A 13,130-nucleotide genomic window follows, 5' to 3' on the forward strand; every position below is an offset into this window, starting at 1 on the left:
CCGCACAATTAATTAGATAAACTTCTAATTAGATATGTATCTAATTAGAAGTAAAACGATGGAAAAAGCGGAATTTCAAACCCTGCTACGCTTCTTCAAGGTTCTCGCTGACGAAAGCCGATTGAAGATTTTGGGGATTCTGGCGAATCGGGAATGCAGCGTCGAAGAATTAGCCGCGATTGTGAAACTGAAGGAGCCGACTGTCTCCCATCATTTGGGTAAACTGAAAGAACTCAATTTGGTGAATATGCGCCCTGACGGCAATACTCATTTGTATCGACTCAATAGCGAGGCGCTGCAAAACTTTAGCAAAGAGATTTTCACCCCAGATAACATGGCTTCTCTCGTCAAAGATGTAGAAGGGGAAGCATGGGAGAGCAAGGTATTGAAAAACTTTTTTGAAGGCAATCGCCTGAAAGAAATTCCTGCCAGTCGCAAAAAACGCCAAGTGATTCTCAAGTGGTTGGCAAACCAATTTGAAATCGGGATTAATTACCCAGAACTTCAGGTGAATGAAATCATCAAGCGCCACCATCCTGACTGCGCCACTCTGCGACGAGAGTTGATAGCCTCTAAGCTGATGCAGCGGGAAAATGGGGTGTATTGGCGTTTGCCAGTGCTATCGGGTGAGTAGGGACACGGCAGTGCCGTGTCCCTACCTCTGAGGGTGAATAGGTTTAAACCAGCGCGTAAACCTTCGCTTCCCACGGGAAGATGCCTTCTCTGCCTACCCATTCAGCAGGAACCATACGATCTTGCGCGATCTCTTTCCACTGTTTACCTGCCGGAGTTGCAGGCCAATTAGGTATTTTATACTCAGAACCTGGAGGAGTCCCGTACTCAGAGAAATTCGCCACCACAATCACTAATCGATCGTCTTTGCCTCGCTGCCAAACGATAACTCGCTTGCCTTCATTGAAGTCAGAATGGATAAAATGAGTGTCATTTACGGCTAAAGCATCAGAAGTAGTCCGAAACTTCACTAATCTACAAACATAATTGAAAATACGCTGTCGCCAATCATCTGTCAGACGGCTGTAGTTGACCGGATCAACCTGTTTTTTATGGTCATCTGAAGTTGGCAAGTCATTTTGATCGGCGAATTCATCTCCTGCCAAAATCATCGGAATCCCGACAGCAGTGAGCAAACAAACAAATGCTAGCTTGATGCGCTTTTCTGTATCAAAAACTTGATTATTATTTAGGTAGCTGTAGAAGCGTTCGTTGCCAAAGCCTCCTACATCATGGGAAGTCAGATAATTAACTGCTTGAGAACCATCTGCAAACCCTAAATTACGACAGTCAATGAGTTTGCGGACGCTCCATTCAAAGCTAGGCTCATCAGACGAATTTTGTCCTAGAATGACGCTACGGATAATATGCTTAAACTTTTCGTTCCACAACCCATCGAGACGATTCTGTGAAATTAAAGCTAGCGGTACGCTTAATTCTTCACCGACTACGAGAAATTTATCGCCGCTTCCTTCCCGTTCCTGCCAAAGCGATCGCGCATAATCTTTGAATTCCTGTAAAAAGTCATAATTGCCGATATTGTTAACGCTATCGAGGCGCAAACCATCTACCCGATAGTAATCCATCCAGTGGACGATGTAGGCTTTCATATATTCGCGGGCAGGAACAAAACGCGATCGCGTACCTGCAAGCGGATGATACCCTTCTACCCAATAGTTGTACTTAAACAAATCACCGCCAAATCCGTCCCGATTTCCTTGTTCTGGATCGCCACTATTAAACTTGATATAAAATTCTACATAATTAACGTTGCGGTAAGGATTGTTGTAAGAGAAAGCCATTACCGCATCAACAAAAAAGCGCACGCCGTGTTGATGGCAAACTTTGATGAGATTGATTAAATCGGTGGAAGCCGTGGGCGCTTCTTGGCTGTCCGGGCGACCTAAGTCATAATCGGCTGCGAAATAATTAGCCGTACCGTAGCCCCAATTATCTGTTTGATCGCTATCAGATGGCGGTAAAAGTTCTAAAGCATTGACACCTAATTCCACTAGATGAGCACGGTTTTGTAAAGCGCGGACTGTAGAGAAAGTAGGCGCGATCGCTTCTTCCACAAATAGAGAAACTACGTCTCGAAAAGTCCCGTTTCCTTCTTGAATTCCCCCAGTTGAACGAATTCGAGTCCAGCGAGTGGGCAACTCGTAAATCACTAGCCGATTATTCGGTTGTAGGTTTTCTATCGTATCTCCTTCCCAGTCCGCTGTTTGCCCCTTCGGATCGCACGGAACCAGCATTTTATCTCGGTAGAGGATGACGCTAGCTGGATCTAGGTCGGACATTCCCTCTTCTGAAAGGATTTTCGGTGCAGAGAAACGCCGATCCACCGTGTAAGCGGTAGGATCGGTGCAGTAGAGAATTCGATGGGTGTTGGTGTAGGCGTCAGTGTCGCGGACTTTAAACCAGTAAAAATAAACCTCTCCGTCTGTTAAATTGCAGTTTTCCGCTGGTATTTCCCAAAGTTCTGGAAAATCTGTTGATTGGATTAAGTCGAATTCTTGAAAATTTTCAAATGAGCTTGGATTATCTCCAGCGAAGTTGCCGATGTAAAGGGTTGGAGGGGGTTGAATCTCTCCTGGACGCCACAAAACGAAATGTGTCTGTTTGCGATGCAATAAATCAGGAAGCATTACAGAAACCCCTTGGATACGAAGGTTAGCTACGAGCTTTTACACACGAGAACAGACTGTTATTCCAGATAAAAGGTGAATCTCAAGACGGGAAGAAAGAGATAGTTACTTGAATTAACAGAATATTCCTTAAAATGGAATCCCATCATCCTCTTCATCTTCCTGCTCTTTGGGATTCAACCGCCAGATAGTAGTTTTCTCTTCTTCCACTGGAAGTTCCGCGATCAATTCTCCCAAGTCTTTCTGAAGATTTTGGGTTAGTGTCACCGGAAACTCTAAATCAATTCCATGAATTTCCGCCATTCTTGCCAACTGGTTAAACGGAATTTTTTTTGTAGTTCGCTCATAACTGGATAATTGGAAATATTTCGTTTCTGATAGTTCTTGTGCTTGCATCGCGGCTTTGAGCCTATTTTGGATGTGGTCAATTTCGGTATCTAGCAACTTCCATTCCTGCTCAATTTCTCGATAGCGTTGGGCTAGAGCTGTTACATCTTCCTGTTCTGGATCTGGACTACTCAATTGAGTTAATTCCAACAGCCGCTGATGCACGTGAGCCAGATAAATCGGGTCCATTTTTGCATACTGTAGCTGACTTTCTGTCAGCGGTCGCTGTCCCCAATCGCTGCTTTGTTCGGTTTTGTCTATATTGGGAAAATAGCACAGTTTTTCTGCCAGAGTTCTCAATTGTAAATTTGGTACTGGCAATAAATAGTAAGGGATTGATTTGGCAATCTCTAAGGTGCAACTTACATTTTTAGCTTTGGTTTTACCTAATAACTTCAGATCGTAGCTGGAATTGTGGAAGACCTTTTCAATTGCAGGATTAACCATGATTTCTTTAATAAAGATTTCTGCAATTTCAGGATTATCTAAAACATCTAAAATGCAAACGCTATCTCCGCTTACATCGGTAAAGTCATCTAATATTTGAATTAAAGAGAGTTTAGGCTTGCGAGTATTATAATCGGCAACTTCCGTATCTAAGTACAAAAGCTGGCGTTTTGAAGATTCATCAATTAGAACTTTAGCTTTCTCTGTTTCTGTGAAGTAAAGCATTCTCTAAAACATCCTTTTTGTAAATAAAAGTTAAATAAAAGGTTAGATTATTTATTTTACTTTTAGAAGTTACAGCAATTAATATTGATAAATATTCCTTCTACAAAAGCTATTTTTATATCAAAAAATATGTTTATTAAAATAGGTTGGATGTTTTCAAACTAAAACCGGACAAACTAGCAACGGTATTTATAATAAGAATTAATTAGAAAGATTTTATCATCAACATCGCGCAATTATTTTTTATTATGCATTCCAATCTACCTTCCGACGTAAATAACCGCTGGCAATTCTGGATCGATCGGGGTGGTACGTTTACTGATATTGTGGCGCGGCGTCCGGATGGACAACTGGTGATTCATAAGCTGCTGTCGGAGAATCCCGAACGGTATACTGACGCGCCAATACAGGGAATTCGAGACATTTTGGGAGTTGCGGCAGATGCACCTATTCCATCGGAACAGATTGCAGTTGTCAAGATGGGAACCACTGTGGCGACAAATGCGCTTCTGGAACGCAAGGGCGATCGCACTCTTCTGGTCATTACTCAGGGATTTCGAGATGCCCTTCGCATCGGCTACCAAAATCGCCCCGATATCTTCGCCCGTCACATTGTATTGCCAGAGATGCTCTACGAGCGAGTGATTGAGGTCGAGGAACGCTACAGCGCCCAAGGCGAAGAATTAATCCCCGTAGAAACAGGATATATCGCATCTCTACAAGAAGCGTACAACGACGGGATTCGCTCCTGTGCCATTGTCTTCATGCACGGCTATCGCTATCCCGAACACGAGAAACAAATAGCAGATGCAGCGCGGAAAATTGGATTTACCCAAGTCTCGGTATCGCACGAAGTTAGCCCGTTGATGAAGTTGGTGAGTCGCGGCGATACTACCGTTGTTGATGCTTATTTATCGCCTATTTTGCGACGTTATGTAGATCGAGTTGCTAGTCAGCTAGCCAGTTTGGAATCGGAATTTTCAACTCAAAACTCTCCCCAGTTGATGTTCATGCAGTCCAACGGTGGACTTACTGATGCCCAACAGTTTCAAGGGAAAGACAGTATTTTATCTGGCCCTGCTGGGGGCATCGTCGGCGCGGTACAGACAAGCTTGATGGCGGGATTCGACAAAATTATCAGCTTTGATATGGGCGGCACTTCTACGGATGTCGCCCACTATAACGGCGAATACGAACGCACTTTTGAAACGGAAGTTGCTGGGGTGCGGCTGCGGACGCCGATGATGGCAATTCATACAGTTGCTGCTGGTGGCGGTTCGATTCTCTTTTTTGATGGGGCGAGGTATCGCGTGGGACCGGAATCAGCGGGGGCGAATCCAGGCCCCGCTGCCTATGGGAAAGGCGGTTCGCTAACGGTGACGGATTGCAATGTGATGGTGGGCAAGTTGCAACCGGAGTTTTTCCCGAAATTGTTTGGATCGAACGGAGATTTGCCGCTAGATGCAGAAGTAGTGCGGCAAAAGTTTAATGAACTGGCGGCAGAAATTGGGGACAATCGGACGCCGGAACAAGTGGCGGCTGGATTTCTCGCGATCGCAGTTGAAACAATGGCGAGTGCAATTAAAAAAATCTCTCTCCAGCGCGGTTATGACGTTTCGGAATATACTTTGTGCTGCTTTGGGGGCGCGGGGGGACAACACGCTTGTCTGATTGCCGATGCGTTGGGGATGAAGCAGGTGTTTCTGCATCCTTACGCTGGTGTGTTATCGGCTTATGGTATGGGTTTGGCAGATATGCGGGTGCTGCGAGAACGGGCGGTGGAGGCGCATCTGAGTGAGGAGTTAGTGCTGAGTTTGGAGGGGATGTTAAGCCAGTTGGCAAGGCAGGGGGAGGAGGAAACGAACCGCCACGACGCCAAGGACGCAGAGGAAAGACAGGAAGAAGAGAGAAGGGAGGATGTTGAGATTGAGGTTTTTCGGAAGGTGCATTTACGGTATGAGGGGACTGATTCGGCGCTGATTGTGGATTTTGGGGATACGGCGGCGATGAGGGGGCGGTTTGAGGAGTTGCACCGGCAGCGTTACGGCTTTGTCGTGGAAGATAAAAGGCTGATTGTAGAGGCGGTTTCGGTTGAGGTGGTGGCGAAGACGGAGAGAGTAGAGGAAGCAGTCATTCAGCGTCGCAGCGCTGAACTTCCCTCACCGGTGGCAACTGTACAGATGTATGCGGCGGATCGGTGGCACGAGACGCCAGTGTATAAGCGAGAGGATTTGCAACCCGGAGACTGCATTTCTAGCCCTGCGATTATTGCCGATGCGACGGGTACGAATGTCATTGAACCCGGTTGGCAAGCACAGCTAAGCGATCGCAATCATCTGATTTTGCAGCGTTCGGCAAATTTACAATTCTCGATCCAAAATCCAGAATCTAGAATCCTCAATCGTCCCGATCCGGTGATGCTGGAGATTTTCAATAATTTGTTTCGCGCGATCGCCGAACAAATGGGTATCACTCTGCAAAATACCAGTTCCTCAGTCAACATCAAAGAACGCTTAGATTTCTCCTGTGCAATTTTTGACCAACACGGGCAGTTAGTCGCCAACGCCCCCCATATTCCCGTGCATCTGGGTTCTATGAGTGAAAGCGTCAAAAGTTTAATTGACGCTTGTGGCGACACGATTCAACCTGGAGATGTCTTTGCCTCAAATAATCCCTACAACGGCGGCACGCACCTACCCGATATCACCGTAATTACCCCTGTATTTGCTTCCTCTCCAGACGCGATAAATCGCGTTACAATCTCCCCTCCTACGCTTCCCCTCTTCTACGTTGCCTCGCGGGGACATCATGCAGATATTGGTGGGATTACTCCAGGTTCCATGCCTCCAAACAGCACCACGGTAGAACAAGAAGGAGTGCTACTTGATAATTTCCAACTAGGAGAGGGAGGACATTTTCGAGAAAAAGAATTGCTGGAACTGCTGGCATCCAGCGCTTATCCAGCCCGAAATCCCCGTAAAAATATTGCAGATTTGCAAGCACAAATTGCCGCCAACGAACGCGGCGTGCAAGAACTCCACAAGATGATGGAGCATTATGGTTTAGAGACTGTGCAAGCTTATATGGGCTTTGTACAAGACAATGCGGAAGAGTCGGTACGTCGGGTTATCGAAGTTCTCAAAGATGGCAGTTTTACTTGTCCTCTGGATAATGGCAGCGCGATCGCAGTTACCATCACCATCAACAAATCGACTCGCAGCGCCAAAATAGATTTTACCGGCACTTCTCCTCAGCAACCGAGTAATTTAAACGCACCAGCAGCCGTGTGCAAGGCAGCAGTATTGTATGTCTTCCGCACTTTAGTGAATGACAATATTCCCCTCAATGCGGGTTGTCTCAAACCTTTGGAAATTATTATTCCCGAAGGCTGTATGTTAAATCCGCGTTATCCTGCTGCTGTGGTGGCGGGAAATGTAGAGACTTCGCAAAACATTACCGATGCTTTGTATGGGGCGCTGGGGGTGATGGCAGCTTCCCAAGGAACGATGAATAATTTCACCTTTGGAAGCGATCGCTATCAATATTACGAAACCATCTGTGGCGGTTCCGGCGCTGGCGCTGACTTCGACGGCACCGACGCCGTACAAACTCACATGACAAACTCCCGTCTTACCGACCCAGAAGTATTGGAATGGCGATTTCCTATCCTTTTAGAAAGTTTTGCGATTCGTCCCAATACTGGCGGGAATGGACATCATCATGGAGGGAATGGTGTTATCCGTCGCCTGCGTTTTCTTGAACCCATGACTGCTGGAATTTTATCAAGTCGTCGTGTCATTTCTCCCTTTGGTTTGCATGGTGGTGAAGCGGGTGCAGTCGGGAAAAATTATGTGCAGCGTACTGATGAAACGATAGAGGAATTGGGCAGTACAGGGGTTGTAGAAATGCAGCGTGACGATGTATTTGTTATCGAAACACCAGGAGGTGGAGGTTATGGAATTGTCAAAAATCTATAACCTCTAATTGATACATGATAAAAGCGCGATCGCAACCCTTGACCTTTGATAGATGATTATATTCGACCCAAACAGCAAGTAGGAAAAGTAGGAAAAGTAGGGAATTATACTTAGTAATTTATTTGCTTGAACTGGGAAAACTGCTGAACTCCTTTGTTTGCAAGGCTTGTAAATGAATCGCTTAAAGCAATAAGTTCAGCGGCAATCCGTAAGTGATTCTTAATAAGGCATATTTAATTAAAAAATGCTAGTTTAGGTAGTTGACAGAACTTTATACTGTCTCCATCCAACGCTTTAGTTGAATTAGTATCTTATGAAATCAAAAAAATCAAGTACAAAATTATAGACTTTAAAGCAAATTCCCAAAAAAAATTAATTTCCAATGCGGGGAACGTTTACTGATTCGTCTAAACACAGAGGAAGTTCTTTCTTTAGGCGGGCTGATCCGATAGGACTTACGCGGAGGTTCCCCTAAATCTCCTTTTTTAAGATGGGCTTTGACTATATTTCCCCCTCTTTTCTACCGTTTGATAGCGGCACGAATACGCTCAGCGATGTGTGCCGTTATGCGGGGGTTGGTAGGAATCGAAACGGGACTTGTAAGTCCAAAAAACTCGTGGGGCGAGATTAAGGAACCCATTCACAAATGCATTCCTTTCGCTGAAAAACTTTTTTATATCGATTGATTTTTAGAAATCCGCGACATTGAAAAAGATATGCATAGCGCAATGGCTGGCACTTATAACCTAGGTTTAGTAATCCTTTCTTTTGCGATCGCGGTAATTGCCTCTTATACAGCCCTAGACTTAGCCGGACGAGTGCGGTCTGCTGTGGAACGGGGACGATGGCGCTGGCTTCTGGGTGGAGCAGGGGCAATGGGAACTGGAATTTGGTCAATGCACTTCATTGCCATGCTGGCTTTCCAACTGCCACAGTCTGTCAATTATGATGTGTGGATCACCCTGTTCTCCTTGATGTGCGCGATTCTTGCCTCAAGCATTGCTTTGTGGCTGCTGAGTCGCGCTGTTTCAATCCCGCTGGTCATCGGCGGCGGGGTTTGTATGGGAATTGCCATTGCATGGATGCACTACACAGGGATGGCAGCCATGCAAGTCCAGGCGACGATTGAGTATGACTGGAGATTGGTGAGCCTATCGGTAGCGATCGCCATCATCGCTTCTTTTGCCGCGCTTTGGCTGGCATTTCGGCTACAAGAGCAATCCTTAAAAGGTCTGCTGTGGCAGAAATTCGGCAGCGCTCTCCTGATGGGAATTGCCATCAGTGGGATGCACTACACGGGAATGTGGGCGACTCACTTTACTGCTCACAAAGTCTTTCTACTAGAGCCGTCTCCCCCCATCACTCAGTCTTGGTTAGCGATCGCTATCGGGATTGCTACCTTGTTCATTTTGAGCCTAGCCCTATTAACCTCTCTATTCGATCGGCGTTTAACAGCGCAGTTAGTTCGAGAGCAAGCGTTACAGGAGAGTGAGAACCGCTTTCGGATGCTGATCCGAGAAATGCAGGTAGGAGTATTACTGCTCAATGCTAATGCCGAAATTCTTACCTACAATCAAGCTGCGATTAATCTCCTCAATCTCAACTCAGAGGATTTATCGCATCAGGTATTTGGTGCAAATTGGCTGTTGCAGCAAGAAGATGGTACACCCTTCCCAACGCCAGAGCTACCCGTGCAGTCCAGCATTGCCCAGCGCCAACCAATTCATAATATTGTCGTCAGAATCGACCATCCTGAGAGCCATAATCAACGCTGGATGCTAGCCAATGCCGACCCGCAGCTAGCAGAGGACGGGAGTGTAGAGCGAATTGTTTGTACCCTCAGCAATATTACGAACCAAAAGCAAGCGGAAGCCGCACTCCGCCAAAGTGAAGAACGATTTGTTTTAGCGGTAGAAGGAGCCAATGACGGGATTTGGGATTGGAATATTCAAACCAGTTATGCCTATCTCTCACCTCGCTGGAAAAGTATGTTGGGCTATGAAGACTTAGAAATTTCGAATAGCATCGATTCTTTCAAACAAATCCTGCACCCAGAAGATTCAGAGCGAGTGTTAGCGGTGCTGCTTGCCTATTTAGCGAAGAAAATTCCCAACTACGAGATAGAGTTCCGAGCATTACATAAAGATGGCAGCTGGCGCTGGATTCTGACCCGTGGAGTTGCATTGTGGGATGAAACCGGCACAGCCTATCGCGTGGCAGGTTCCCATACTGATATTACCGAGCGCAAACAGAGGGAAGAAGCACTGCACTTAATGGTTGAGGGAACAGCTTCTGCAACTGGCAATGAGTTCTTTCGCTCTTGTGTCCGATATCTCGCCCAAGTTTTGGGAGTCCGCTACGCTGTAGTCTGTAAGTTTGCAGATAATACTGAAACTAGAATGCGGACTTTGGCATTCTGGACGGGTGAGGATTTTGGCGAAAATTTCGAGTACGACTTAGCGGGTAGTCCTTGCGAAAACGTGTTGAAAGGAACGAGCGGTTTTTATCCATCCGAGGTACAAGAACTTTTTCCTGACTTCCCAACGTTAGAGAAGTTAGGGGCACAAAGTTACTGGGGAATTCCGTTAGTAGACTCGGCTGGCAATACAATTGGCAATTTCGTGGTGTTGGACGTGCAGCCAATGGTTCACGCTCCTGGCAAAGAAATGATTTTGAAAATTTTTGTTGCCAGAGCGGGAGCCGAGCTGGAGCGGAAGTTAGCGGAGGAATTGCTGACAAAACGAGCAGCGATGGACAGTTGCTTGAGCCAGATTTCTGGGATGCTGATTGACGAAAACTTAGATACTGCGATCGCTTTCACGCTGCAAGCCGTTGGCGAGTTTTTGGGGTGCGATCGCACTTACCTGTTTGATTACTCCGATCGCCAAAACGGCTGGAATATGACCCACGAGTGGTGCGGCTTTGGCATTCAGCCAGCGATGGATCGGTTTCAAGGTTTACCTGTTGAAAATCATCACTGGGTTCACAACCAACTTTTGAGTGGCAAAACGGTTCAATTTCCTGCCGAACGCCCACCTGTCGCCGCCGAACCAACCTTGACGAAACTCCAGTGTATCCAGTCCCGGCTTGCCGTTCCGACGCTTTACGCTGGTACGGTTGTCGGTTTTATGGGTTTGGATGCCATAAGCTCTTCCAAAGTCTGGAGTCAAGAAGAAATTAATTGGCTTAAATTAGTCAACGAATTCATTGCAGTGACTCAGGCACGTCAAGCAGCACAAGCCGCATTACGGGAGAGTGCAGAACGGGAAAAAGCGATCGCTTTCGTGATTCAGCGAATGCGCCAAACCTTAGAAATTGACAAAATTTTTAGCGCTACGACTGAAGAATTACGCCATGCGATTAATTGCGATCGCGTTGGTCTCTATCGTTTCCATCCCGACTGGAGTGGGGAATTTGTATCGGAGTCGGTAGCAGACGGCTGGAATTTGCTAGTACCCGAACAAATTCATCAATCTCAGCTAACCAAGGTTGCTGTTAACCAGGTGGGTTGTGCTGGCAAAACTTTGGGAAGTGCAGAGGAGCCAATCCAAGATACTTATTTGCAAGCAAATCAAGGCGGGACTTATCGCCAAGGAACCAGTTATCGTTGTGTCCCAGACATCTACCAGGCTGGATTTGACGCTTGTTACCTAGAACTGTTGGAGCGCTTTCAAGCACGAGCTTATATCATTGTTCCGATTTTCCATAGCAATCAACTGTGGGGCTTGCTAGCAACATACCAAAATTCCGGTTCTCGCCAATGGCAAGAGGCAGAAATCAAGATGGTTGTTCAAATTGGGGCACAGTTAGGCGTTGCGATCCAACAGGCAGAATTGCTAGCGCGAACTCAACAGCAGTCAATTGAATTGATGATCGCCAAGGAAGCCGCTGATGCTGCCAACAGTGCTAAAAGCGAATTTCTTGCCAATATGAGCCACGAACTAAGGACACCCCTCAATGCCATCCTTGGTTTTACCCAATTGATGAGCCTTGATACCTCCCTATCTGCCGAACATCAGAAATACCTGGAGATCATCAGTCGCAGTGGCGATCATCTGCTGGCATTGATTAACGATGTTTTAGAGATGGCTAAAATCGAGGCAGGGCGAGTCACGCTACATGAAAATGACTTTGACCTGTATTGTCTGCTCAATAGTCTCGAACAGATGCTACAACTCAAAGCCACAAGCAAGGGACTCTTGCTTAACTTTGAATGCACGGCTGCTGTCCCCCAGTACGTCAAAACCGACGAAAGTAAGCTGCGTCAGGTCTTGATTAACCTTCTCGGTAATGCCATCAAATTTACTGACAAAGGGAGCGTAACCCTGCGCGTTACAGGGGAGGAAGGAGAGGCGGAAAGCAGGAGTGTCGGGGAACAAGCAGACTCCTCACCTGTGCCTTTTATCCGCCTGCTCTTTGAAGTGGAAGATACTGGCCCCGGTATTGACCCAAATGAATTCGATCGGTTATTTGAAGCTTTTGGACAAACCTCAGTTGGGCTGAAGTCCTGTCAAGGCACGGGTTTGGGTTTACCGATCAGTCAAAAGTTTGTCCAACTGATGGGGGGAGGAGCGATCGCAGTCAGTAGTCATCCAGGTCAGGGAGCCAAATTTACCTTTGACATTCAGGCAGGTTTGGTTGAGCAGATGGAGATTGAAACATCCCAATCTATCTATAAAAAAGTTATTGGTTTAGCTCCTGACCAACCCATCTATCGTGTTCTAGTTGTGGAGGATAAGCCCACAAATCGTCTCCTCCTAGTTAAGCTTCTTACTTACTTGGGCTTTGAGGTGCAAGAAGCTGAAAATGGTCAAGAAGCTGTGGCAATTTGGGAGAGTTGGGAACCCCATCTAATCTGGATGGATATGCGGATGCCTGTGATGAACGGCTATGAAGCTACCAAAAAAATTAGAGCTTCCTTAAAAGGTGAGGCAACCATAATTATTGCCCTAACTGCCAGCGTTTTTGAAGAAGACAGACAAATTATCTTGTCAGCGGGATGCGATGACTTCGTGCGTAAACCTTTTCGAGAAGAGGAACTACTCTTTAAAATGAATAAATATCTAGGGGTGCAGTATCTCTATGAGGAGGAAGCATTACCCACCGAAAGCAGGAAGGAAAATTTACCAGAGACTTCCGATTCTGACATCCCCCTTCAGATTTCCACTATGCCCTCTGAATGGATACAACAGCTACACTATGCAGCTTCCCAAGGCAGCGATTTCTTGCTCCTTCAGCTCCTTCAGGAAATTCCCCCAGAAAATTCGTTTGTTATAAATGCTTTGACCAATTTGGTCGAAAATTTTCAGTTTGAGCAAATTATGGAATTAATTCAATCAACTGAAACACAGCTTACTGGTAAAAACTCACAGCAAACCTCCCTCAATTTTTCGCCTCTTCTATCACATTCCCAGCAAGAGTAGGATATCGAAAA

The 13,130-nt window shown here is 46.2% G+C and carries 5 protein-coding genes; 3 read left to right on the forward strand and 2 right to left on the reverse strand.

All coding sequences use genetic code 11. The features are described from left to right. Nucleotides 1-58 precede the first annotated feature (58 nt). Entirely contained in the window at nucleotides 59-634 is a 576-nt protein-coding gene (locus NC994_RS09875) for a metalloregulator ArsR/SmtB family transcription factor (protein WP_190440156.1), read from the forward strand. A 43-nt stretch (nucleotides 635-677) separates the two neighbouring features. Here the strand turns inward: NC994_RS09875 and NC994_RS09880 are convergent, their stop codons facing one another. Beyond that, nucleotides 678-2,660 (reverse strand): alpha-amylase family glycosyl hydrolase, encoded by a 1,983-nt coding sequence (locus tag NC994_RS09880; RefSeq protein WP_190440159.1) that lies wholly within the window; start codon nucleotides 2,658-2,660, stop codon nucleotides 678-680. Between the two features lie 129 nt (nucleotides 2,661-2,789). Then, entirely contained in the window at nucleotides 2,790-3,719 is a 930-nt protein-coding gene (locus tag NC994_RS09885) for a ribonuclease D (protein ID WP_190440161.1), read from the reverse strand. A gap of 248 nt (nucleotides 3,720-3,967) precedes the next feature. On the opposite strand from NC994_RS09885, the gene NC994_RS09890 reads away from it, so the two are divergent. Together NC994_RS09890 and NC994_RS09895 are read left to right on the forward strand one after the other, a co-directional pair. Continuing rightward, nucleotides 3,968-7,696, forward strand: coding sequence for a hydantoinase B/oxoprolinase family protein (locus tag NC994_RS09890; RefSeq protein WP_190440164.1), 3,729 nt, complete (start codon nucleotides 3,968-3,970; stop codon nucleotides 7,694-7,696). Between the two features lie 728 nt (nucleotides 7,697-8,424). After that, entirely contained in the window at nucleotides 8,425-13,119 is a 4,695-nt protein-coding gene (locus tag NC994_RS09895) for an MHYT domain-containing protein (RefSeq protein WP_348225581.1), read from the forward strand. Nucleotides 13,120-13,130: the final 11 nt, after the last annotated feature.

The organism is Trichocoleus sp. AS-A1 (genome assembly GCF_039962015.1).
In the GTDB taxonomy this organism is placed as follows: domain Bacteria; phylum Cyanobacteriota; class Cyanobacteriia; order Cyanobacteriales; family FACHB-T130; genus FACHB-T130.

What these genes read in the sequence shown, in the direction of transcription:
- NC994_RS09880 (WP_190440159.1), bottom strand. Translation starts at nt 2,660, where the DNA reads ATGCTTCCTGATTTATTGCATCGCAAACAGACACATTTCGTTTTGTGG.
- NC994_RS09875 (WP_190440156.1), top strand. Translation starts at nt 59, where the DNA reads ATGGAAAAAGCGGAATTTCAAACCCTGCTACGCTTCTTCAAGGTTCTC.
- NC994_RS09885 (WP_190440161.1), bottom strand. Translation starts at nt 3,719, where the DNA reads ATGCTTTACTTCACAGAAACAGAGAAAGCTAAAGTTCTAATTGATGAA.
- NC994_RS09895 (WP_348225581.1), top strand. Translation starts at nt 8,425, where the DNA reads ATGGCTGGCACTTATAACCTAGGTTTAGTAATCCTTTCTTTTGCGATC.
- NC994_RS09890 (WP_190440164.1), top strand. Translation starts at nt 3,968, where the DNA reads ATGCATTCCAATCTACCTTCCGACGTAAATAACCGCTGGCAATTCTGG.